Origin of the sequence: Corynebacterium aurimucosum, from assembly GCF_030408555.1 — a bacterium.
GTDB classification, from domain to species: domain Bacteria; phylum Actinomycetota; class Actinomycetes; order Mycobacteriales; family Mycobacteriaceae; genus Corynebacterium; species Corynebacterium aurimucosum.
The window spans coordinates 1,063,401-1,084,386 of record NZ_CP047048.1; the positions used below are offsets into that span (position 1 = coordinate 1,063,401).

Consider the following 20,986-nt stretch of genomic DNA (forward strand, 5'->3'; position numbering starts at 1 on the left):
AGAAGTACTCACCCTAGGTTACTCGGCAGGAACGAGCTCCACATTTTCTGCCCAAGTAAGGTCCATTCCCAGCGTGCGCAACCAATTCATGGCGTCATCGCCGTAGCGCGTGATGCCTTCGACGGCGGTCAGGGTCCGCTCCATGGCGCGCTCGGCCTCCTCGGCACTGATGAGGCCGTTGGAGGTGGCGGCGGCTAGCTCGTCAATATCGAGAACATCGACTGGCTCGCCAGAGGTGGAGACCAAGTCGACGTAGAGATCGCGGGTGGTCCACACGTCCCCGTCAATATCGATATCGGCAACGTCGATGTAGAAGTCCTGGTGCACATCGACGCCCTCGCGGAAGTGGAAGATGTTGGCGCGCAAGCCAAGGTCCGGCAGCAGCCAAGACTCGAGGTAGCCGAAGCGCGGGTGATTAGCGCCGCGGGCCATGTAGAGGCCAAAGTCGGTGACCCGGTAGGTGTCTACCTCGCGCTCGAAACCTTTCGGGTCGACGTTGATGTTGTCGGTGGTATTAAAGGTTTCTTGCTTGACTGGGTGCAGGTCTGTGCTCATTAGTTCACCTCGAGGTAAGCCGCGGTAGGTGGGAAGGAACACGAGGATTCAGCAGTGTTGACTGCGCCGGAGAGGACCGCCACGACGGTACCCTTGCCAGTCGTGGCACGGCCCGAGACCGTGGTTGGCCCATCGGTGTTGATGCCATTGTTGAACAGGGGAGTGGTGCCAAACTGGAAGGTGTCCAGGTTGAACCACTGAACGCGCATGGCGCCCTGCTCTTCCGCGGCGGTCGGGGTGCCCAGCGCGGTGAAGAGGAAGACGGTTTCGCCTTCACCTGCACCTGGGGCCGGCATATCGGTCGGGCCAGGCACAGCGATGGCGGAACCCACCGAATCGCCCTGCCCGCCGATGCACTGCGCGGAGACCGTGGGCCAGTAGAACTGGCGGAAGCCGGGGTTATTTCCCTCCGGCATGGCAACGCCGCCTTCGCCGCCTTCACCGGCGGTGAAATTAAGGGCGGTGAGGATGGCGCTGCGGGCTTCCTGCGGGATCCATGGCTGTGCCGCGAAAGCACGAACGCGCTCCTGCGTCTCCGGGGTGGGACGGCCGAGGCTGTCCAACGGGTTGCTGCTCTGTGGGATATTCACGAGCGAGGAGAGGTCGGGGGCGCCGGCGTGTGCGGGCGTGATGCTGAGTAGGCCCATCATCACGGCAGCAGTGAGTCCGGCGACGCCACGACGGGCGGAGCGGGAAGAGTGCTGTTCGGAAAAGGCCATGGAAAATCCTTGTGTGTGGGTGGGGGGCGTGACGGCAGAAACTAAATCACATGCGTCACAATAGTATCTGCTGCCACAATATTCACTTTTTTGATGTAGTCAACTCTCAATAGAGGACTACTGTGCGGTATGTCGGGTGTTGATATCAATTCGTTACATCCCGCAGCGCTCTGCGGGATCCTGCGCGATGCTGCACATCAAAGAGCTAGAGAGTATATTTAAGGGCCGTTCACATCGCTAACGCATCATGCTTTAAGGAGCACCCCACACGTGAGTAATACTGAGTTCCGTAACGTAGCCATCGTCGCGCACGTTGACCACGGTAAAACCACCCTCGTCAACGGCATGCTGGAGCAGTCCGGCGCTTTCGGCGACCATGGCGAACACTCGGATCGCGTCATGGACTCCAATGATCAGGAGCGCGAGCGCGGCATCACCATTCTGGCGAAGAACACCGCCATCCACCGCAAGGGCCTGGGCAAGGACGGCGGGGATCTCATCATCAACGTCATCGACACCCCGGGCCACGCCGACTTCGGCGGCGAGGTGGAGCGCGGTATCTCGATGGTCGACGGCGTCGTGCTGCTTGTCGACGCCTCCGAAGGCCCCCTCCCACAGACCCGCTTCGTGCTTACCAAGGCGCTGGAGGCGAAGCTGCCGGTCATCATTTGCGTGAATAAGACCGACCGCCCGGATGCCCGAATCGATGAGGTCGTTACCGAGGCCCAGGACCTGCTGCTGGAAATCGCCGCCGGCCTGGAAGATGAGGAAGCAGCAGCTGCTGCCGAGGAACTGCTGGATCTGCCGGTCCTCTACACCTCCGGCCGTGAGGGCAAGGCCTCAACCGAAAACCCAGGCAATGGCAACGTCCCGAACGCTGATGATCTGCAGGCGCTTTTCGACGTCATCTATGACGTCCTCCCTGAGCCCTCCGCCAAGGTCGACGCCCCGCTGCAGGCGCACGTGACCAACCTGGACTCCGATGACTTCCTCGGCCGTATCGCCCTGCTGCGTATCTACTCAGGCACCATCAAGAAGGGCCAGCAGGTGGCCTGGATACATTATGACGAGGAAGGGGAGATGCACACCAAGACCGTCAAGGTGGCAGAGCTCCTGCGCACCGTCGGCTTCCAGCGCCAGCCGGATACCGAGGCTATCGCCGGTGACATCGTGGCCATCTCCGGTATCTCCGACATCATGATTGGTGACACCATTGCGGACGTCGAGCGCCCAGAGCCGCTGCCGCGCATCAAGGTCGACGAGCCGGCTATTTCCATGACCATCGGCGTCAACACCTCCCCGATGGCAGGCCAGGGCGGCGGCGATAAGCTCACTGCCCGCATGGTCAAGGCTCGCTTGGACCAGGAGCTCATCGGTAACGTCTCCCTCAAGGTGCTGCCGACAGAGCGCCCGGATGCTTGGGAGGTTCAGGGCCGCGGCGAGATGGCCTTGTCCGTGCTCATCGAGAACATGCGCCGTGAGGGTTTCGAGTTGACCGTCGGCAAGCCGCAGGTGGTCACCCAGGTCATCGACGGAAAGACGATGGAGCCGTACGAGATGCTCACCATCGATTCCCCCTCCGAGCACCAGGGCGCTATTACCCAGTTGCTGGCCACCCGCAAGGGCCAAATGCAGTCCATGGATGTCCGCGAGGGCGACTGGGTCCGCATGGTTTTCCGCGTCCCCGCCCGCGGCCTTATCGGCTTCCGCACTCAGTTCATGACGGAGACTCGCGGCTCTGGTATCGCCAACTCCATCTCCGATGGTCTCGATGTTTGGGCTGGCGATATCAAGGCACGCCCGACGGGCTCGCTGGTGGCCGACCGTTCCGGCCAGATCACCGCCTACGCTCTGCAGCAGTTGGCGGACCGTGGTGACTTCTTCGTGGAGCCGGGCATGGAGGCCTACGAAGGCATGGTTGTCGGCGCCAATAACCGTGATGAGGATATGGATATCAACATCACCAAGGAAAAGAAGCTGACCAACATGCGCTCCGCTACCGCGGATGCCACCGTCACCCTCGCCAAGGCTCGGACCCTGTCCCTGGAAGAGGCGCTGGAGTTCTGTGGCACAGACGAGTGCGTCGAGGTCGGCCCGAACGTCCTGCGCGTGCGCAAGGTCGAGCTGTCTTCCACCGAACGCAAGCGTGCGGCCGCCCGCGCTAAGCAGCTCAACAAGTAACCACTGGGGATGCGTGGGGCGTCGTCAAGCGCCGCCCCAGGGTGGTAAAGAAGTACTTTCCGGAATTTGAGGTTGTGTGGAGTGGACCGTTTCCTGCCTCGGCTCGGCGTTATCCTCGCAGCCGCCCTGCTGACGGCCTGCCAGGCTAACCCTGGCCCGCCGCCGGTGGTGGACGAGGATGATCGCAGCGCCACTCCAACGAATTCCAGCACCACCGCCCCGCCACCTGAGGCAGCGCCCGAAGAGGACCTTCTGCCGAAGCGCAGCACCGTGGCCATCGGGGTTGACCCGCTGCGCGGCGGCCTCAACCCGCACCTCGTGGCAAATAATTCTGAGCTGGTCAACCAGATTGCGGAGCTAGTGCTGCCCTCTGCTTTCCACGGCACCGAGATGGACACGGATGTCCTGGAATCTGCCGAGGAGATCGAAGCCCCCGAAGGCGTTGCGATGCGTGTGCGCTATACCATCGCCGCGCCATCCCAATGGTCTGATGGCACGCCGATCAGTGGTTCCGACTTTAACTATTTGTGGTCCCAGATAACTCGCACCCCGGGGGCTAAGAATGTTTCTGGCTATCGGGCGATCTCGGCTGTGCGGACCTCCGGCAATGGGCGGGTGGTGACCGTGGACTTCGACCACCGCGTCGAAGACTGGCACAAACTTTTTGCCCATCTTTTGCCCTCCCACCTTCTAGAAGACAGGGATTTCGCCTCAGTGCTGGCCGACGGGATCCCCGCCTCTGCTGGGCGTTACCTCGTGGAAAGCATGGACCGCGGGCGAGGAATCATCACGCTTAATCGCAATGACCGTTTCTGGGGAGAAAATCCCGCGAACATCGACGTCATCCAGCTGCGTGCGGTTCGCGATACCGCGCAAGCGGTGAATATGTTGCGCTCGCGGCAGATCGGTTTTGCTGATTTCACCCCGCAACAGACCACCCTGGAGAGCCTGAGCCTGCTCAGCAATGTCAATACCGGTGTGGTGACACGGCAACGCCAGCTCCGCTTGGAAATGTCCACTGCGGAGGGCGCTCTCAACGAGCAGCCCCAGCGCCGCGCATTGGCTTCGCTTCTCGATACCGACCAGATTGCTCGCTTGGCCACCGGCCGTGCCTCAGAGCTGGAGCCTGGGAACAACCCCTTTGACAGTAACGCGGAGCTCGCCCCACTGCGGGAGCGGGCGGGACGCAAGCCCGTGCGCATCGGTGTGGATCCTCAAAATCCCACGGCCTTGGCGGCAGCCACCACCATTGTGGACGTGCTGCAAGCCAAGGCTATTGACGCGGAGGTCGTCACCGAACGCCTGACTACAATTACCTCGGATCTGCTTCCGGCGGGCAAGGTTGATGCCGTGGTGGCGTGGGATGAGAACGGCAGGGATGCGATAACCTTGGCCAATTACTTCGTGTGCGCAACGCCGACGCGCCCAGCGGCAACGCTGTCGGGATTCTGCCCAGAAAATTCCGCAGAGTCAGCCCTTGACATTCTTTCAGGCGAACTGGATTCCGAGGCCGCCGAAGAGCGGGTAGAGCACCTCAACAAGGAAGAAGTGCTCTTCATCCCGTTGCTCAATGAGGTGCGAGTCCACGCTTTGGGCAAGGGTATTGTTGGCCCCGGACAAAGCATTAAGGACTGGGATTCCAGTCTGATTAGCGCACCGCAGTGGAGGAAAGACGATGATTAAGGATCTCGCGGGCTACCGCGTCGTGGCTGTTCACGCTCACCCGGATGATGAGGTGCTCTTTACCGGCGGCACGCTGGCGGACTTGTCCGCGCGCGGCGCGCAGGTCACCGTGATTACCGCAACGCTGGGTGAGGAAGGCGAGATCATCGGCGAGCCTTACCAAGGCCTGGCAGAAACCGATCAGCTGGGAGGTTTCCGTGCTTGGGAGCTCAAGCACGCGCTCGACGCGTTAGGGGTCGAGGGCATTCAGCTGGGCGGATTTGGGCACTTCCGTGATTCCGGGATGGAAGGCTCGCCCTCTCACGAGAATCCGCGGGCCCTGGTGAACCGTGTGGACGAGGCCGCAGATTTATTGCGTAGCCACCTTGCTGCGCTGCGACCACACGCGGTGTTGACTTATGGTCCGGACGGCGGCTACGGGCACCCCGACCATATCGCCGTACACAAGGCCGTGCATGCGGCTGCCGAGCCGGAGCAGCGGATCTGGTGGGCCGTCTTCGAGCGCACCGCGCACTATCGCGGCCTCGAGGCTGTCACACCTCCCGAGAGCTGGAGCCTGCCGGACAAGGAGTACCTGGACAACTTCACCAACGCTGGCTGTGATATCACCTACGAGCTCACTGACGCGGCTCTCAGCGCTAAGCGTGCAGCGATGCTGGCCCACGCCACGCAGATCTGGCTTGCCGACGGCTCCCTCACCACCGTCAACCCGCACGCCGCCCAGGCAGGGCTCAAAGACCCTGCGGAGGTTCCCGCAGCCTATGCCTTGTCAAACTTGCTCACCATGCCTCTGCTGCGTCAAGAGTTCTACCAATTGGGACAGGGTGAACCACAGGATTCATTGCTGGGGGAGAAATGACCGAGCGCGCCATTCGCACTGATTTCTCCCGCGGCGAGCAAGTAGGGGGCCTAGTGTGGCTCGTCTTAGGCGCACTCTGCTCGCTGACTCTCGAGGTGGTTTATCTCACTGCTCGTCTGCCGTGGCCCGGCGAGTCCGGGATGGCCTTTCCCATCACCATCTTCATTGCATTCTGGTTCAACGGAGTGTTGACTCGCACAGCCCGCCTGTGGAGTGAGAATCCCTACATCGCCGGTGTGCCCGGGCTGGCGTGGGTGGGAGGATTTCTTGCGTTCATGCTGGGAGCCGCCATCGGTGACGGTAGCCTGCTGCCCAATAATATTCTCAGCCTGCTGCTGTTCGCCGCGGGAATCGCGGGTAGCGTTTGGCCATTTTTCGCCTCGGAGTAGCATACTGTTAGTCGTAGAAAACCCGTGACACACAGGAGTTTAAACACCTTATGACTTACACCATCGCGCAGCCTTGCGTCGACATAATGGACCGCAGCTGCGTTGAGGAATGCCCTGTTGACTGCATCTACGAGGGCAAGCGCATGCTCTACATCCACCCGGATGAGTGCGTGGATTGCGGCGCCTGCGAGCCGGCTTGCCCGGTGGAGGCCATCTTCTACGAGGATGATGTCCCGGATGAGTGGCTGGACTACAACGATGCCAACGCCGCCTTCTTCGATGAGCTCGGCTCCCCGGGCGGTGCAGCAGCTCTCGGCCCGCAGGACTTTGACGTCCCGATGATCGCTGCACTCCCGCCCCAGAACCAGGAGTAGAACATGAGCCGCACGCCGCTGGGAGACACGCTCCCGGATTTTCCGTGGAACTCGCTCGCCGGCGCCAAGGAGAAGGCCCAGGCGCACCCAGACGGGATCGTTGACCTATCAGTTGGCAACCCCGTTGATCCGGTCGCCCCTGGCGTGCAGTTAGCACTGTCCGCAGCGGCCGAGGCTCCCGGTTACCCACAGACCCAGGGCACCCCGGAGCTGCGGGAGGCCATCGCGAAGGCGCTGCAGCGCCGCTACAACATGAATGTGGACGCGGTGCTGCCGGTCATCGGCACCAAGGAGGCCATCGCCTGGCTGCCCACTTTGCTGGGCATGCGTGGCGAGACCGTAGCTTTCCCGACGGTGGCCTATCCCACCTATGAAGTCGGTGCGCTCTTGGCCGGTGCTAAGCCCCTGCGTGCGGACGATGACTTCGAAGACGCCTCGCTGGTGTTCATCAACTCGCCGTCGAACCCGACGGGCAAGGTGTTGGGCGTCGAGAAGCTGCGTGAGATCGTCGCTTGGGCGCGCGAGAACAATGCCATCGTGGCCTCAGATGAGTGCTACATGGGCTTGGGCTGGGATGATGAGAACCCGCCGGTGTCCATCCTGGATCCGCGCGTGACCGATGGGGACAATACGGGGCTTATCGCCATGCATTCGCTGTCCAAGAGCGCGAACATGGCGTCCTACCGCGCGGGCTTCTTCGCGGGCGATGCCAAGCTCATCGCGGAGCTATTGGAGCTGCGCAAGCACGCAGGGCTCATCGTGCCGGGCCCCATTCAGGCGGCCATGGTTGCCGCGCTTGACGACGACCCCTCCGAAGCCCTCCAGCGCCAGCGCTACGCCGCGCGCCGTGTAGAACTCATGCGCGCACTGACCGGCGCGGGCTTTAGAATCGAGCACTCCGAGGCTGGGCTCTACCTGTGGGCAACCCGTGGTGAGAACTGCCGCGAGACCGTTGACTGGCTGGCCGAGCGCGGCATCCTCGTGGCGCCGGGTGATTTCTACGGCCCAGCGGGCGAGCAGTACGTACGCATCGGCCTGAACAGCACCGATGAGCGGATTGCCGCAGCCGTCGCGCGCTTGGCTGAGTAAGTGGTCTTTCGCCCGCCGGCGCGGGAGGGGATTAGCCCGCGCAAGGTGATGCTCACTGGCATCGTGCCCGCCACTCCTACCTATTGGGCAGGTGAGGCGGGCGATTCCGCGTTTTCGCCTGGTGCCCGCTTAGAACCTGGCACTGTGCTTCCCGGTCCAACGCTGGCGTGGTATCACCCTCCGGCGCCTGCCGAAGAACCTATTCCCTTTGACTATCGCGTGGTGTATGAGGATGGGGACCTGATAGTCGTCGACAAGCCGCACTTTTTGCCTACGACGTCGAATGGGCGCATCGTGCGCGAGACCCTCCAGACCCGCCTGCGCGTGGACTATGGGGAGGACTCTATTGTGCCGCTGCACCGGCTGGACCGATTGACATCGGGGTTGGTGCTGTGTTCGCGTAATTCGCGCACGCGCGCTGCGTACCAGCAGCTTTTTCAGGAGCGGGCGGTGGTGAAGCACTACCGTGCTCGGGTGGCCGCGCCCTTCTCCTTCGACGGCACGGTGCGGCTGGGCATGCGGCGGGTGCGGGGCGAGCGCCAGGTCCGCGTGGATCCTTCCGGCACGCCTACAGTGACTCGGGTGCGCGTTCGGGGAACGGTGGCCGATGTCTGGCCGCTGACCGGGCACACCCACCAGATTCGCGTGGTGCTCAATCACCTGGGCCATCCGATCGTGGGGGATGATACCTATCCGGTGGATCGCGGGTTGTCCCTCTATGACTTTTCAACGCCGCTGCAGCTTTCCCACATTGCGATGAGCTTTAAGGACCCGCTTTCGGGCGAGAAGCGTGAGTTTAAGCTGTGAGATTGGGCGCTATTGCGGCGCGCATTTTAGTTTGCGCTGAGCGACGGACTAAACTTGTACGAAGTTTTATTCATCATAATTGAGCATTTTGTACGAAGGGCGTGTCCATGGCGGATCTGAGCTTTGCTCGCTTTGCCTCGAATCTTGGCCAGTTCATCAAGTTTGGTCTGGTCGGCGGCTCGGGCGCGTTGGTCAACATCGCGACCTCTATCGTGGCTGCGAAATGCGGTTTGGCCTGGTTTGGCGCTACGCCGCATGACGCGATGTTCAATCTCTTCGGCACACAGTTCCACGTGCGTTGGTTCATGCTCTTTTCCACGATTGCCTTCCTCGTGGCGAATACCTGGAATTACCAGCTCAACCGCATGTGGACGTTCAAGTCCGTCAACAAGGTGTCCTGGCTACGTGGCTTTTTCCCGTTCCTCATCACGGGTATCGGCGCCTACCTGGTCACGCTCGCGGTGCAGTACCTGCTGATGAATCCGACCTCGCCGCTGCAGTTGCCGCCGCATATTTTCGATGACTCGACGGGCTTCCGCACGATGTACTACTGGGCCAATGCCATTTCCATCGTGGTGGCGATGCCGATTAACTTCATCTTCAATAAGCTGTGGACCTTCCGCTCGAAGCCCAAGGCACCGGTCGTGGTCCACGAGACCGAGCCGGCTTAATATCGGCCCTTCGCCCCGCCCTTCCGCCCTGCCTGCCCTTCCGCCAACCCGCTTGCCCTTCCGCAGTGCACCTGCCCCGCGCCTGCCCTTCGCGCTCACCAGCGTTGGCCGCCGGGGACTTTTACATGCTGCGGTGAGCGGGAAGGGGGGCGTCGGCAAGCAATGCTCCCTTCGCGCTCACCGGGAACCTGGCGTGGAGGCGTGCCATCGCGCTGGTGAGCGCTTAGGGATGGAAGCTGGAGGCCCGCCCTTCGCGCTCACCGGCGTCTAAAAGAATCGCTAGTTCCCGCACACGGTGAGCGTGAAGGGAGATGGCAGCGGAACCGGTGCCAGCGGCGCAGCAGGTACTAATGTTTCGGCAGGTGGGAGGATCATAGCTGCGGGTTAGTGCGGTAATCGCCTGATTCTCCCTTTGCGCTCACCAGCGCCTGTAAAAACGAGAACCCGCCGTCCGCGGTGAGCGCGAAGGGCGGGAAGGGGATAGGCCGCGCAGTGCGGTCTAATCGTCGAGCTCGGCGTCGAGGCGGGCTTGGTCTCGACGGTGTTGATAGCGGCGGATGAAGGGTGCGAGGATGAGGACGGTGATAGCGCCAACTGCGGCGCCGGCTAGATAAGCGGAGGGAATGTGGCCGTCAGCTGGTGCATAGGCGTTGAATGCGGTACCCGCGATCATCGCGATTATCGGTATGAAGTAAATCGCCATCGCGGACCAATTACGGCCGACAAGCGGAGCGGCAACGCGTTTGCGCAGCCACGTAGTTCCGATGGTATTTCCTAAGACAGAAGGCACGATGACGAGGAAGCTCAGCATGCTCATCTGACCGGGGAGGACCCAGGCAAGGATGGCGGCGACAACGAACTCGAGGAACTGTGCAGGCGGCGCAGAGATGGCGTAGGCCTTGTAGAAAGTCTCGCGCTCGAATTCGTCGCGGGAAGCGCGGTCGATCTCGCGGAGCGTGTAGTTGGCAATGGCGTTAATCATGTTGTTCATCTCCAAAGACTTCTTCGACGGTTTTTCCTAGTTCGCGGCAGATGTCTAGCGCTAGGTAGACAGAGGGCGAGTAGTTGCCGCGTTCGATATTGGCGATAGTTTGGCGGGATACGCCGGCTCGTTCGGCGAGTTCGGCTTGGGACATCTCGAGCCAGCGCCGCCATTTGCGGACCATATTGTGATGCTCGGCCATGTGGCTTCCTTTACAGTATGTCGTGCTTGCGTGACCAAGTGTAAAGAATGCTTGTCATAAATTCAAGAGTTACATACACAAGTGCCATGTCCAATAGGGTTGCGTCACCACAGCCGGCAACGTCGGATTCCGTCCTTTGAGCTGCTCAAGCATGGTTTTGATGAGTAGAACGGCGTCGTCGAGGTGGTAGCGGATATCGTCAGCAGTAAAGCGCAAAACCGTATACCCATGAGCTACTGCTGCGTTCTGTTTCGAGCGATCTGCCTGAAACGCACGACTATGTTTGTGGTGCTCCCAGCCGTCGACCTCCACGATGAGTTTGCCAATCTTCAGGTCAAAGCGGTAGCCCGCAATGAGCGCGTTGTGCTCAGGAAAGATTCCGTCTGCGCTAAGGCCTCGACTGAGCTGGCGCTCCGGCACGCTGTCCGTACCGATGGGCGTGCGGCGTATCGTCTCTTTCAAACGCCGAGGGACCCGACGCATTCTCCACCGGTCATTGTCCAAACGCTCAGGGCCAGTCTTGCCGCGATAATTTTCTTCCAGCAGTTGTCTGCAGTTAGCGGCCATACGACGAGCTGCCCACAGCACCTGAACAACAGGCAGGCCATTTACCTTTGCAGTAGCCGCCAGGCGTGAATGTGTCACCCGAAAATTCTTGCCCTTGAGCGTGCGCGGACCTTCGGCTTCCAGTGGAAAGGTCAGCTTCCTCCCCAAGTGAATCTCCTGCGCGGTCTTGCCCGTGAAATGTATTCGACTGAGCCCGTGCGCCAGAGCCCGCGCCACAGCTAGCGGCGACCACTCGTCGCTATAAATCCCACGGTGCACGCGAAAGAGCGTCCCCGCGCGAAGCTTCCGCCTGATTGCCTCCTTGCTCAAGCCTTGCGCGCGAAGCTCCGCGGTCGTCCATGCCTTCATGACGCTCAAGGTATGCAGTGCTTAACGACGCGTCGAGGGTCAATTTCCCGCCTGTGGATAACTCAGCCCCGAGACGCTGATTTCGGCGGTAAAGGTTGTCGTGTCCGCAATTTAGGTAGTCTTACTTCCCTTAAAACCTCTTCGCGCTCACAGGCAGCCTTGAAAAAGCTGCCCGATCGATGTCGGTGAGCGCGAAGGATCGGGAGGGGCATTGGATATGACGGCTTCGGGGCCGCGTACCCTTCGCACTCACGAGGAGGCCTCGGCCGTTGTGCTAGCCATCGTTGGTGAGCGCGAAGGGGTGGAGCTGCGGTGTGAAGGCGCGTGCTTAGGGGATTATTCACGCGCTATGCCCTTCGCGGCCACGGGGGAGCGGGGAAGCAGCGCGACGTCGTGCGCCGGTGAGCGCGAAGGGAAGGAGGGGCCCGGTAGTGAGGCGCAGCGCGAGGGGGAGAGGGGCGGCGCGAAGGGTGTGGGCCGGCTAGCGGGCCTCGAGCTCCTCGGCCGTAGGTAGGGGCAGGCGAGACGTCGGGGCGATACCGCGGGCCTTGGCGTTGATGACACCTGCAACTGCGAGTACCGCGAACATAGTGGCGGCGGAGAAGAGTTGGATGCGGGCTGAGGCGTCACTAAGCATGAGCACCGCGATGGCTGCGAAGAGGGCTAACGCGAACCACGTGAGGTAGGGGTAGGCCCACATTCGCACCGGCAGTGGGTGGATGGCCTCGAGCTGGGGGCGCAGGCGCAACTGGCTCACCGCGATGAACACCCACACGATAAGCAGCGAGGCTCCAGCGGCATTGAGCATGAAGGACAGCAGCCACCCGGTATCCGCATAGTTCAGGACGACCATCACCGCGGAAAGAATGACAGACAGCGCGATGGCCGCAGTCGGGACGCCGCGGCGGTCGGTGGCGGCGAAGAGCTTGGGCGCCTCACCGCGGGAGGCCAGCGAGTGCATCATGCGCGAAGAAGCGTAAATCTGCGCGTTGAAAGCGGAAAGCAGTGCGAGAACGATGACTACTTCCATGATGGCTGCCGCGCCTGGGATTCCCGCGCGGTCCAAGACCATGGTGAACGGCGACTCGGCGGCCGACTGCGCGGAGCCGAGCGAGGAATAGGGCAGGAGAAAGGTGATGACGAGGACAGAGCCCAGGTAGAACACCGAAATGCGGGTAATTGTAGTGCGCACGGCGTTGACGAGGGATTTCTCGGGATCCTCGGATTCCGCCGCAGCGATGGCGACGACCTCGATGCCACCGAAGGCGAAAGCTACGGCGAGCAGGCCGGCGGCCACACCACCGAGGCCGTTGGGCATGAAGCCGTCGGCAAGAAAGACAGATGTGCCGATGAAGGTATGGCCGGGAAGCAGTCCGAAAATCAATAGTGCGCCGATAATGAGGAAAGCAATGATGACGGCAACCTTAATGAAGGCGAACCAGTACTCGAACTCGCCGAACAAGCGCACGCGCAAAAGGTTGATGGTTCCGAAGAGTGCCACGCAGATGGCAGCGGGGATCCAGGGCGGGCAGTTAAACCACGCGCCGATGAATCCGGCGGCGCCGGTGATTTCCGCGCCAAGGACAGCGACGGTGGCGAGCCAGTAAATCCAGCCCTGCGTAAAGCCTGCCCAGCGGCCGATGCCGTGCTCCGCGTATTCGGAAAAGGAGCCGGATGCGGGGATGACCGTGCCCATCTCACCGAGCATCTGCATGACTAGGATGGCAAGGAAACCAGCGATGAGGTAGGCCAAAAGGACCGCGGGGCCAGCGGCAGAAATGCCTACACCGGTGCCTAAGAAAAGGCCAGCGCCAATGGTGGAGCCCAGCCCCATCATGGTCAGGTGGCGGACCTTCAAGCCGCTGCCGAGTGAGCGAGAGGAGGAATCGTTTTGAGCAGTCACCTTTAGCATTCTAGGCCGCGGCTGTCGGCGGTAGGGCATCGAGGGGTGCCCGTGGCGCAGGGACGTGGGCGAGGGAATGAATCTGGGATCACGAAAGGCCCCCGCAGAAACGGGGGCCTCAAGCAGCAGCGCTTAGTTCTTGTGCAGGTCCTCGTTGAGAGCCACAGCCTCAGACTTCCAATCGACGGCCTCGACGGCGCCGGTCACGGAGTTGCGGCGCAGCAGCACGCCGGAAACACCAGAGAGCTTGGAGCCCTTGATGGTCTCGCCCTCAGACAGGCCTAGGGCCGCCGCGATCTTGCCAAAGACGGCAATCTTGGTGCCGGCGGTGACGTAGAGACCGGCTTCGACGACGGCGTCGTCGCCAAGCGAAATGCCCACGCCGGAGTTCGCGCCGAGCAGGCAGCGCTCACCGATGGAGATGACCTCCTTGCCGCCACCGGACAGGGTGCCCATGATGGAGGTGCCGCCGCCGATATCGGAGCCATCGCCCACGACGACGCCTGCGGAAATACGGCCCTCGACCATGGAGGCGCCCAGGGTGCCGGCGTTGAAGTTGACGAAGCCCTCGTGCATCACGGTCGTGCCCTCAGCGAGGTGGGCACCTAGGCGAACGCGGTCCGCGTCACCAATGCGCACGCCGGAGGGGACAACGTAGTCCACCATGCGCGGGAACTTATCGACGGAGTAGACGACGACCGGGCCGCGGGAAGCGAGGCGGCCGCGGACCATCTGGAAATCGGCAACCGCGCAGGGGCCGTAGTTGGTCCACACGACGTTGGCCAGCTTGCCGAAGATCCCGTCTACGTTCAGGCCGTGAGGCTTGACTGCGCGGTGGGAGAGCAGGTGCAGGCGCAGGTAGGCGTCGTAGGTGTCGGCGGGAGCCTCGTCCAGATCCTTGATGGAGGTCTCCACCGCGATGCGGGCGACGCCGCGCTCTTCGTCAGGGCCCACCAGATCAGCGAATTGCTGCGGAACCTCCTCCAAGCGCTCGGTGCCGCTGGCTTCTACAGAGATATCGGTGTGAACTGCGGGGAACCAGACGTCCAGGACGGTGCCGTCGTGGGTAATGGTTGCCAGGCCGCGTGCGGATGCTGAAGTCATAGGCTCACACCCTAGCAGTTACGCGTCCGCCGCGCGCCTTGAGTTACCCGGAAGTAGGTGGAATATCACAACCAGGGCCACGGTCAGGATGAGGACGGCGAGGACTTGGTTGCGGGCGGAGGGATCGAAAAGCATGAGAATTGTAAGACCCACCAGCGCCAGGGCGGTGATCCATGGCAGCCACGGGAAGCCCGGAACACGCAGCGTGGTGAGCTCTCCATTGGCTTTCATCTGAGGGTGCAGCTTGATGTAGGAAGCCACGATGAAGCACCAGATGATCAGCAAGCAACCGCCCACCGCGTTGAAGAGGAAGGCCAGAAGTCCCGGCGGGTTCCAGTACTGCAGAGCTACCGATGCAAAGGCGAAGACGATGGAGAGCACCACCGCATAAATGGGGGAGCCGGAGGCGTTGGTCTTCAAAAAGACGTGGTGCGCGCTGTGGTCCTTAGCCATGTCATAGACCAAGCGGGAGGTGGCGTAGATCTGCGCGTTGAAGGCGGAGAGCAGCGCCAGGGCAATGATCGCCTCCATGAATCCCGCGGCGAAGGGGATTTTCGCGGCCGCAAGGACCAACGTGAAGGGCGAGTCCGCGGCCACATCGGCGTCCTGGATAGAGCTGAAAGGCAAGGCCATGGTGATGACCAGAATGGAGCCGATGTAGAAGACCATGATGCGCACGATGATGGCGCGCACGGCAGTGGCCACGTTGTGTGCGGGGTCTTCGGACTCAGCTGCGGCAATGGTGACCAGTTCGATGCCACCGAATGCGAAAGCCACGGCGAGCAGGCCGGCAGCAAAGCCGGGGCCGCCATTGGGGAGGAAGTTCTCCGTAAAGTTGTGGCCCGCCACCGAGAGAACCATACCCGGCAGGATGCCCAGTGCCATGAGCACGCCGATGCCGAGGAAGGCCACGATGGTGGCAACCTTGATGATGGCGAACCAGAACTCGAATTCGCCGAAGCCGCCCACGGCGGCAAAGTTGACGATGGCGAAGAGAATTACGGCCACCAATGCTGGAATCCAGGGGTCTACCCCGAACCAGTTGGAGACGATTGCCGCGGCACCAGTAATCTCTGCGCCCATCACCATGACCAGCATGAACCAGTAAATCCAGCCCAGCGTGAACCGCGCCCACGGCCCGAAAGCCTGGCCCGCATAAGTGGAGAAAGCACCCAACGAAGGGCGGGCGGCAGCCATCTCACCGAGCATCCACATCACCAAGGCGATGAGCACACCAGCCACCGCATAGGAAATAAGGACGGAAGTGCCGGAGACCTGGATGCCCAGGCCGACGCCCAGGAAGAGGCCCGCGCCCACCGCGGAGCCGAGCCCCATCATGGTGAGGTGGCGGGTTTTGAGTTGAGTGGCCGCAGCCATAGGGAAATCACCTTCAACGCTGTTGATTGTTTGCAACGGGAAGTACTTTACGCAATGCACTAAGCAACCGGGGGCGCTAGCATGGCGGGTTGTGACTTTAAATCTCTTCTCCGATCCCATTGAGCTGACCAAGGCCTTGGTGGATATCCCCAGCCCTTCACACCACGAGCAAGCGATCGCCGCTGCGGTCGAAGAGGCTCTGCGTGGTCTGGACCAGAGCAAAGTAGAGGTGGAACGCTACGGTAACACCGTCTGTGCCCGGACGAATCGGGGCTTCGAAAGCCGCGTGGTCCTCGCCGGCCACATCGATACCGTGCCCCTGGCCGATAACGTGCCCCACACCATGTCGGAGGACGGCGCCACCATGTATGGCTGCGGCACCGTTGACATGAAGTCCGGCATGGCTGTCTACCTCAACGCTTTTGCGCAGCTGTACAACTCCGATGAGCTCAAGCACGATCTCACGGTTATTGCCTATGAGGGCGAGGAGGTCGCCACCGAATTCAACGGCCTGGGCCACCTGCAAAAAGATCACCCGGAGTGGTTGCAGGGGGACCTGGCGCTGCTGGGTGAGCCTTCCGGCGCCATGATCGAGGCCGGCTGCCAGGGCACCATCCGCGTGCGCGTTACCGCCCACGGTACCCGCGCGCACTCGGCACGCGCCTGGCTCGGCTCCAATGCGGCGCATACCTTGGCACCGGTGATGCTCAACGTGGCCAACTACCAGCCGCGCGACGTCGAGATAGACGGCTGCACCTACAAGGAAGGCCTCAACATCGTCCACCTCGAATCCGGCGTGGCCACCAATACCATCCCGGATGAGGCCTGGATGTTCGTCAACTTCCGCTTTGCCCCTGACCGCAGCTCCGAGGAGGCGCTGGCGCACCTGATGGAGGTCCTCGGCGAGCACGAGAACATCACCGTGGAGGTCGATGACATCGCGGGTGCAGCCTTGCCCGGTTTGGGCCAGCCGGCGGCACGCGCGCTTGTCGACGCCGTCGGCGGCAACGTCCGCGCCAAGTATGGTTGGACCGATGTGGCCCGTTTCTCCGAGATGGGGACCCCAGCCGTCAATTTCGGCGCTGGGGATCCGGGCTTTGCCCATAAGAAGGACGAGCAAGTGCCCGTCGTTCAGATCACCGAAGTCTCGACCGCACTCTTGAATTACCTGAAGGGATAAGACCACTATGACGCCTGAGCAACTGCGCACTCTGCGCGGACCTCTTCTCGTGCGCACTGCTGGAGAGCAGTCCTCCACCTTTGACCAGCGCCTGCTGCAGTCCGGTGCGGATCATGAGTGGCAGCACGCCGATCCCTGGCGCGTCCTGCGCATTCAGGGCGAGTTCGTGGACGGCTTTGACGCGCTGGCCAAGCTGCCCAAGGCCGTGACCGTCTTCGGCTCTGCGCGCACCCCGGAGGATGATCCGAATTACCAGCTGGGCGTTGCCTTGGGCCGCCGCCTAGTAGAGGCCAAGTACGCCGTTATCACCGGCGGCGGCCCCGGCATCATGGAGGCGGCCAACCGCGGCGCGCATGAGGCCGGCGGACTGTCTGTGGGCTTAGGCATCGAGCTGCCGCACGAGCAGGGCCTGAACCCCTACGTCGATCTTGGCCTGAACTTCCGCTACTTCTTCGCGCGCAAGACCATGTTCCTCAAGTACTCCCAGGCCTTCATCTGCCTACCGGGTGGCATGGGCACCATGGATGAGTTCTTCGAAGTCATGTGCATGGTCCAAACCGGTAAGGTGACCAACTATCCCATCGTGCTCATGGGCACCGAATATTGGTCCGGCTTGGTGGAGTGGATGAAGAAAACCTTGGCCGAGGGCGGGTTCATCAACCCTGAAGACCTTGATCTCTTCTTGATCACCGACGATATCGACGAAGCCGTCGCCCACATCTTGGCCGCGCACAAGGTGATGTCGGACAAGCGCTTGCGGGAGCAAGAAAACAAGTGACCCAAGCGCACAACCTCGCGCGGGTCATGGCGATTGTGAACCGCACACCCGACTCCTTCTACGACAAGGGCGCCACCTTCGAGCTCGCCCCCGCCATCCAGCGCGCTGAGCAGGCGCTTGACGACGGCGCCTCCATCATCGACATCGGCGGAGTCAAGGCCGGCCCGGGTGAGCACGTCGACGCGGCCGAGGAGATCGAGCGCGTCGTGCCCACCATCGCGGAGCTGCACTGCCGCCGCCCGGAGGCGCTGATTTCCGTGGATACGTGGCGCGCTGAGGTAGCAGAAGCGGCTATCGCCGCCGGTGCTGGTCTGGTCAACGACACGTGGGCCGGCTGGGACCCCGAGCTCATCGAGGTGGCTGGCCACCACAAGGTGGGCTACGTGTGCTCGCACACCGGTGGCGTGACCCCACGCACCCGCCCGCATCGTGTGCACTTCGACGATGTGGTCGCCGATGTCATCACCGAGACCACGCGGCTAGCTGAGCGCGCCGCCGACCTCGGCTGTCCGGAGGAGTTGACGTTCATCGACCCCACACACGACTTTGGCAAAAACACATTCCACGGTTTGGAGTTGTTGCGGCGCATAGAGGAGATCGTGGCGACGGGCTGGCCGGTGCTCATGGCCTTGTCGAACAAGGACTTTGTGGGTGAGACCCTCGACCGCGCCGTGGACCAGCGCGTCGCGGGCACACTGGCGGCAACGGCATGGTCGGCGGCACGGGGCGTGGCGGCATTCCGGGTCCATGAGGTGGCCCCGACGCTCGATGTCATTCGGATGACCGCCGCCATCCAGGGCCAGATGGCGCCCTTGGCGACGACCCGGGGGCTAGCCTAAGCCATGTCTGTCAGCGTTTCTGTAGTCATCCCTGCGCTTAATGAGGAGCGCACCGTCGCCCACGTGGTGCGCGCCTGCCTGGCGGACGATCCGTTAGAGGTCATCGTCGTCGACGCCGACTCCACCGATGGGACCGCAGCACAGGCAGCCGCGGCCGGGGCTCGGGTGTGCAATTGGCGCGACGTGGTGGAGGAGCCGCCGCAGCCTGGCAAGGGCGAGTCCTTGTGGCGCGGGGTGGCCGCGGCCCGGGGCGAGGTCGTCGTCTTCATCGATGCGGATTTAGAATCCGCCGCCCCCGGCATGGTGACCGCGCTAAGTGAGCCTTTTGTGGACCCCCACGTGCAGCTGGTCAAGGCGCGCTATACACGCAGCCTGAACGGTCAGCCCACAGGTGGCGGGCGGGTCACGGAGCTGAGCGCCAAGCCGCTTCTGCGCATGTTTTTCCCAGAGCTCGCGCACATTGATCAGCCTTTGGGCGGGGAGTATGCAATTCGCCGCGATGCGGCTGTGGGGTTGCCTTTCGTCGCGGGCTATGGGGTGGAAGCGGGGTTACTGATAGACGTCGCCAAGCGCCACGGCCCCCACGCCATCGCCGAAGTGGACCTGGGCACTCGCGCCCACCGCAACCGCCCGCTCCATGAGCTATCCCCGATGGCCGATGTAGTTTCGCGCACCATCCTCTCCCGCGCGGGCGTGGTCGGGCCTGTTACCCAACGACCGCCGCTGCTGGGTAAGATTTAGCGCATGTTGTCCTGGATGCTGCTGTTCGTTGTCCTCATCGCTCTCGTGATCATTGGTACATGGTTGTGGGGAACCCTTGTGGGGCGCGGAACTGTCATGGACGCACCCGACATAGCGGTGAGCACTGTTAATGAGAATCTGCAGGCTCTTGACGAGGGGCGTTTCGACGACCTGCGTTTCGACGTGGTCGCGCGCGGCTACCGTCAGGACCAGGTGGATGCCCTCCTAGCTGCGGTGGAGCGCCGTTTAAAGGCCGCGCCGGCGACATCGTCTGACGCTTCTTCCGAACCTTCGGCGTAGCCCTTTGACTCGTCCTTGGACGAAGCCGTGAGGGAGCTTGCGGGGAAGCCTGTGGGAACGAGCCTGCCGCCGTCGGCTGAAAAAGGGCTAGACTAGAGGGACGTACAAAACTCAGTCGAAGGAGACTCAATATGGCAGCGATGAAGCCCCGTACCACTGGTGGAGAGATGGAAGCGGTAGAGGAGTCCCGCAAGATTGTCATGCGCATTCCTTCTGACGGGGGTGGGCGCATTGTGATTGAGCTCAGCAAAGAAGAAGCAGCGGAGCTGGGTTCACTCCTCGTAGCAGTTTCTAGCTAGTCTAGGAGCATGCTTTCACATATCGTCGATATTCTGGCCGATCCCGCCGATGGCAGCGCCCTGCAGGGTGCGGATGATTTTTCCCGCCTCGTGTCGGAGACCGGCCATTCCTATGATGTGGCCAAGCAGGGCTACGTCACGCTGGCAGCTGGTGCCGGTTTGAAGCACCAAGGCGATGATGCTGCGATGGTCAACGCCCGCGAAACCTACCTGGCCATGGGACACTTTGCTCCCTTCGTGGAGGCAGTCACCGGTGCGGTGCAGGATTCTCTGGAGACCCAGGATGCGGCTGAACATGCGGCTGGCCTGAATGCGGACACCGCCCCTGCGCTCCTTGAGGTCGGCGCGGGTACTGGCTACTACCTCGCTCACACCCTTGATTCGATTGCGGGCGCACGCGGCGTTGGCCTGGATATCTCTACGCACGCGGCTAAGCACTTGGCCAAGTCGCATGAGCGAGTTGGTGCCGTGGTTGCGGATGTATGGGAGCGTCTTCCGCTAAAGGATGATTCGATTCACGCCATCTCGGTGGTCTTCGCCCCGCGCAATCCGGCGGAGTTCCAGCGCGTTCTCGCACCGGGCGGGGAGGTCATCGTGCTGACTCCACAGGCGGGCCATCTGGACGAGCTGCGGGAGCCTCTGGGCATCCTCGGTGTGGAAGAAGGCAAGGTGGAACGCCTTTACGCGCAGGCGGAAGGTTTCTTGGAGCAGGCAGCCGACCCGGTCGATATTTCCTTCCCCATCGTCTTGGATAAGGCCTCCATCGCCGCACAGGTCGGCATGAGCCCGTCGGCGCGCCACATCAGTCCGGAAGAGCTGGCAGAGCGCATGGCCTCCTTGCCGCAGTCGCTGACCGTGACGGCTCGCGCTCGCCTGGATCGCCTGCGCTCGGCCTAATTGCTGACGCTCCTTTTTAGGGCCTTCCTTCGCTGCGTCTCTTCGAAACCACCCTTCGCGCTCACCGGCAGCGCCCGCGGTGGTTGTTTGATGTCCGCGGTGAGCGCGAAGGGCGGGGTGAGGCCCGGCCTGGCTCGTTGTG

General features: G+C 62.2%; 23 protein-coding genes. 15 read left to right on the plus strand and 8 right to left on the minus strand.

All coding sequences use genetic code 11. The features are described 5' to 3' along the window. Positions 1 to 18: 18 nt before the first annotated feature. Positions 19 to 555 carry a ribonuclease FAU-1 family protein gene (locus CAURIM_RS05040; RefSeq protein WP_070645292.1) on the minus strand — a complete coding sequence of 179 codons (537 nt, stop codon included), beginning with the start codon at positions 553 to 555 and terminating at the stop codon, positions 19 to 21. After that, a complete protein-coding gene (locus CAURIM_RS05045; protein WP_201828417.1) occupies positions 555 to 1,274 on the minus strand; it encodes an Rv1157c family protein in 720 nt (239 codons plus the stop codon). The genes CAURIM_RS05040 and CAURIM_RS05045 overlap by 1 nt, the downstream gene beginning before the upstream one ends. Positions 1,275 to 1,544: 270 nt before the next feature. On the opposite strand from CAURIM_RS05045, the gene typA reads away from it, so the two are divergent. The 8 genes from typA to CAURIM_RS05085 all read left to right on the plus strand — a co-directional run bounded on the left by typA (position 1,545) and on the right by CAURIM_RS05085 (position 9,327). Further along, the gene (gene typA, locus CAURIM_RS05050; protein ID WP_201828416.1) at positions 1,545 to 3,455 is read left to right on the plus strand and encodes a translational GTPase TypA; all 1,911 of its coding nucleotides are present in this window, start codon (positions 1,545 to 1,547) and stop codon (positions 3,453 to 3,455) included. Between the two features lie 81 nt (positions 3,456 to 3,536). Further along, positions 3,537 to 5,138, plus strand: a complete 1,602-nt coding sequence (locus tag CAURIM_RS05055; RefSeq protein WP_201828415.1) for an ABC transporter family substrate-binding protein — start codon at positions 3,537 to 3,539, stop codon at positions 5,136 to 5,138. Next, entirely contained in the window at positions 5,134 to 5,997 is an 864-nt protein-coding gene (locus CAURIM_RS05060; protein ID WP_201829595.1) for a PIG-L family deacetylase, read from the plus strand. The genes CAURIM_RS05055 and CAURIM_RS05060 overlap by 5 nt, the downstream gene beginning before the upstream one ends. Next, positions 5,994 to 6,386 (plus strand): hypothetical protein, encoded by a 393-nt coding sequence (locus CAURIM_RS05065; RefSeq protein ID WP_201828414.1) that lies wholly within the window; start codon positions 5,994 to 5,996, stop codon positions 6,384 to 6,386. The genes CAURIM_RS05060 and CAURIM_RS05065 overlap by 4 nt, the downstream gene beginning before the upstream one ends. A 50-nt stretch (positions 6,387 to 6,436) precedes the next feature. Further along, positions 6,437 to 6,760 (plus strand): ferredoxin, encoded by a 324-nt coding sequence (gene fdxA, locus CAURIM_RS05070; protein ID WP_201828413.1) that lies wholly within the window; start codon positions 6,437 to 6,439, stop codon positions 6,758 to 6,760. Between the two features lie 3 nt (positions 6,761 to 6,763). Continuing rightward, positions 6,764 to 7,849 (plus strand): succinyldiaminopimelate transaminase, encoded by a 1,086-nt coding sequence (dapC, locus tag CAURIM_RS05075; protein ID WP_201828412.1) that lies wholly within the window; start codon positions 6,764 to 6,766, stop codon positions 7,847 to 7,849. Next, complete coding sequence (locus tag CAURIM_RS05080; RefSeq protein WP_070443189.1) at positions 7,850 to 8,656, plus strand: pseudouridine synthase; 807 nt, start codon at positions 7,850 to 7,852, stop codon at positions 8,654 to 8,656. A 107-nt stretch (positions 8,657 to 8,763) separates the two neighbouring features. Next, positions 8,764 to 9,327 carry a GtrA family protein gene (locus CAURIM_RS05085; protein WP_070730918.1) on the plus strand — a complete coding sequence of 188 codons (564 nt, stop codon included), beginning with the start codon at positions 8,764 to 8,766 and terminating at the stop codon, positions 9,325 to 9,327. Positions 9,328 to 9,826: 499 nt separating this feature from the next. Here CAURIM_RS05085 and CAURIM_RS05090 read toward each other — a convergent pair whose 3' ends face one another. From CAURIM_RS05090 to CAURIM_RS05115, 6 genes are all read right to left on the minus strand, one after another. Then, positions 9,827 to 10,309: a hypothetical protein gene (locus tag CAURIM_RS05090; protein WP_070645320.1), complete on the minus strand. Its 483-nt coding sequence runs from the start codon at positions 10,307 to 10,309 to the stop codon at positions 9,827 to 9,829. Continuing rightward, positions 10,302 to 10,511, minus strand: coding sequence for a helix-turn-helix transcriptional regulator (locus CAURIM_RS05095; RefSeq protein ID WP_070443181.1), 210 nt, complete (start codon positions 10,509 to 10,511; stop codon positions 10,302 to 10,304). Before CAURIM_RS05095 ends, CAURIM_RS05090 begins: the two co-directional genes overlap by 8 nt. A 69-nt stretch (positions 10,512 to 10,580) precedes the next feature. Beyond that, a complete protein-coding gene (locus tag CAURIM_RS05100) occupies positions 10,581 to 11,426 on the minus strand; it encodes a type IV toxin-antitoxin system AbiEi family antitoxin domain-containing protein (protein ID WP_201828411.1) in 846 nt (281 codons plus the stop codon). 481 nt (positions 11,427 to 11,907) lie between these two features. Next, positions 11,908 to 13,338: an amino acid permease gene (locus tag CAURIM_RS05105; RefSeq protein WP_201828410.1), complete on the minus strand. Its 1,431-nt coding sequence runs from the start codon at positions 13,336 to 13,338 to the stop codon at positions 11,908 to 11,910. Between the two features lie 123 nt (positions 13,339 to 13,461). Then, complete coding sequence (gene dapD, locus CAURIM_RS05110; RefSeq protein ID WP_201828409.1) at positions 13,462 to 14,433, minus strand: 2,3,4,5-tetrahydropyridine-2,6-dicarboxylate N-succinyltransferase; 972 nt, start codon at positions 14,431 to 14,433, stop codon at positions 13,462 to 13,464. Between the two features lie 18 nt (positions 14,434 to 14,451). After that, a complete protein-coding gene (locus tag CAURIM_RS05115; protein WP_201828408.1) occupies positions 14,452 to 15,810 on the minus strand; it encodes an amino acid permease in 1,359 nt (452 codons plus the stop codon). 91 nt (positions 15,811 to 15,901) lie between these two features. Here CAURIM_RS05115 and dapE point away from each other — a divergent pair, with 91 nt between their 5' ends. The 7 genes from dapE to CAURIM_RS05150 all read left to right on the plus strand — a co-directional run bounded on the left by dapE (position 15,902) and on the right by CAURIM_RS05150 (position 20,844). Then, entirely contained in the window at positions 15,902 to 16,990 is a 1,089-nt protein-coding gene (gene dapE, locus CAURIM_RS05120) for a succinyl-diaminopimelate desuccinylase (protein ID WP_201828407.1), read from the plus strand. A gap of 7 nt (positions 16,991 to 16,997) precedes the next feature. Continuing rightward, complete coding sequence (locus tag CAURIM_RS05125) at positions 16,998 to 17,768, plus strand: LOG family protein (protein ID WP_070645270.1); 771 nt, start codon at positions 16,998 to 17,000, stop codon at positions 17,766 to 17,768. A 26-nt stretch (positions 17,769 to 17,794) separates the two neighbouring features. Beyond that, positions 17,795 to 18,607: a dihydropteroate synthase gene (folP, locus tag CAURIM_RS05130; protein WP_201829591.1), complete on the plus strand. Its 813-nt coding sequence runs from the start codon at positions 17,795 to 17,797 to the stop codon at positions 18,605 to 18,607. A 3-nt stretch (positions 18,608 to 18,610) separates the two neighbouring features. Further along, positions 18,611 to 19,348 (plus strand): glucosyl-3-phosphoglycerate synthase, encoded by a 738-nt coding sequence (locus CAURIM_RS05135; protein ID WP_201828406.1) that lies wholly within the window; start codon positions 18,611 to 18,613, stop codon positions 19,346 to 19,348. A gap of 3 nt (positions 19,349 to 19,351) precedes the next feature. Then, on the plus strand, positions 19,352 to 19,648 hold the full coding sequence (locus CAURIM_RS05140) for a DivIVA domain-containing protein (RefSeq protein WP_201828405.1): 297 nt from the start codon (positions 19,352 to 19,354) through the stop codon (positions 19,646 to 19,648). Positions 19,649 to 19,779: 131 nt separating this feature from the next. Then, the gene (locus CAURIM_RS05145) at positions 19,780 to 19,947 is read left to right on the plus strand and encodes a DUF3117 domain-containing protein (RefSeq protein WP_010187237.1); all 168 of its coding nucleotides are present in this window, start codon (positions 19,780 to 19,782) and stop codon (positions 19,945 to 19,947) included. A 9-nt stretch (positions 19,948 to 19,956) separates the two neighbouring features. Next, positions 19,957 to 20,844 carry a methyltransferase domain-containing protein gene (locus CAURIM_RS05150; protein ID WP_201828404.1) on the plus strand — a complete coding sequence of 296 codons (888 nt, stop codon included), beginning with the start codon at positions 19,957 to 19,959 and terminating at the stop codon, positions 20,842 to 20,844. Positions 20,845 to 20,986: the final 142 nt, after the last annotated feature.

What these genes read in the sequence shown, in the direction of transcription:
- CAURIM_RS05040 (WP_070645292.1), bottom strand. Translation starts at nt 555, where the DNA reads ATGAGCACAGACCTGCACCCAGTCAAGCAAGAAACCTTTAATACCACC.
- CAURIM_RS05045 (WP_201828417.1), bottom strand. Translation starts at nt 1,274, where the DNA reads ATGGCCTTTTCCGAACAGCACTCTTCCCGCTCCGCCCGTCGTGGCGTC.
- CAURIM_RS05065 (WP_201828414.1), top strand. Translation starts at nt 5,994, where the DNA reads ATGACCGAGCGCGCCATTCGCACTGATTTCTCCCGCGGCGAGCAAGTA.
- fdxA (WP_201828413.1), top strand. Translation starts at nt 6,437, where the DNA reads ATGACTTACACCATCGCGCAGCCTTGCGTCGACATAATGGACCGCAGC.
- dapC (WP_201828412.1), top strand. Translation starts at nt 6,764, where the DNA reads ATGAGCCGCACGCCGCTGGGAGACACGCTCCCGGATTTTCCGTGGAAC.
- CAURIM_RS05085 (WP_070730918.1), top strand. Translation starts at nt 8,764, where the DNA reads ATGGCGGATCTGAGCTTTGCTCGCTTTGCCTCGAATCTTGGCCAGTTC.
- CAURIM_RS05090 (WP_070645320.1), bottom strand. Translation starts at nt 10,309, where the DNA reads ATGATTAACGCCATTGCCAACTACACGCTCCGCGAGATCGACCGCGCT.
- CAURIM_RS05095 (WP_070443181.1), bottom strand. Translation starts at nt 10,511, where the DNA reads ATGGCCGAGCATCACAATATGGTCCGCAAATGGCGGCGCTGGCTCGAG.
- CAURIM_RS05100 (WP_201828411.1), bottom strand. Translation starts at nt 11,426, where the DNA reads ATGAAGGCATGGACGACCGCGGAGCTTCGCGCGCAAGGCTTGAGCAAG.
- CAURIM_RS05105 (WP_201828410.1), bottom strand. Translation starts at nt 13,338, where the DNA reads ATGCTAAAGGTGACTGCTCAAAACGATTCCTCCTCTCGCTCACTCGGC.
- dapD (WP_201828409.1), bottom strand. Translation starts at nt 14,433, where the DNA reads ATGACTTCAGCATCCGCACGCGGCCTGGCAACCATTACCCACGACGGC.
- CAURIM_RS05115 (WP_201828408.1), bottom strand. Translation starts at nt 15,810, where the DNA reads ATGGCTGCGGCCACTCAACTCAAAACCCGCCACCTCACCATGATGGGG.
- CAURIM_RS05125 (WP_070645270.1), top strand. Translation starts at nt 16,998, where the DNA reads ATGACGCCTGAGCAACTGCGCACTCTGCGCGGACCTCTTCTCGTGCGC.
- folP (WP_201829591.1), top strand. Translation starts at nt 17,795, where the DNA reads ATGGCGATTGTGAACCGCACACCCGACTCCTTCTACGACAAGGGCGCC.
- CAURIM_RS05135 (WP_201828406.1), top strand. Translation starts at nt 18,611, where the DNA reads ATGTCTGTCAGCGTTTCTGTAGTCATCCCTGCGCTTAATGAGGAGCGC.
- CAURIM_RS05140 (WP_201828405.1), top strand. Translation starts at nt 19,352, where the DNA reads ATGTTGTCCTGGATGCTGCTGTTCGTTGTCCTCATCGCTCTCGTGATC.
- CAURIM_RS05145 (WP_010187237.1), top strand. Translation starts at nt 19,780, where the DNA reads ATGGCAGCGATGAAGCCCCGTACCACTGGTGGAGAGATGGAAGCGGTA.
- CAURIM_RS05150 (WP_201828404.1), top strand. Translation starts at nt 19,957, where the DNA reads ATGCTTTCACATATCGTCGATATTCTGGCCGATCCCGCCGATGGCAGC.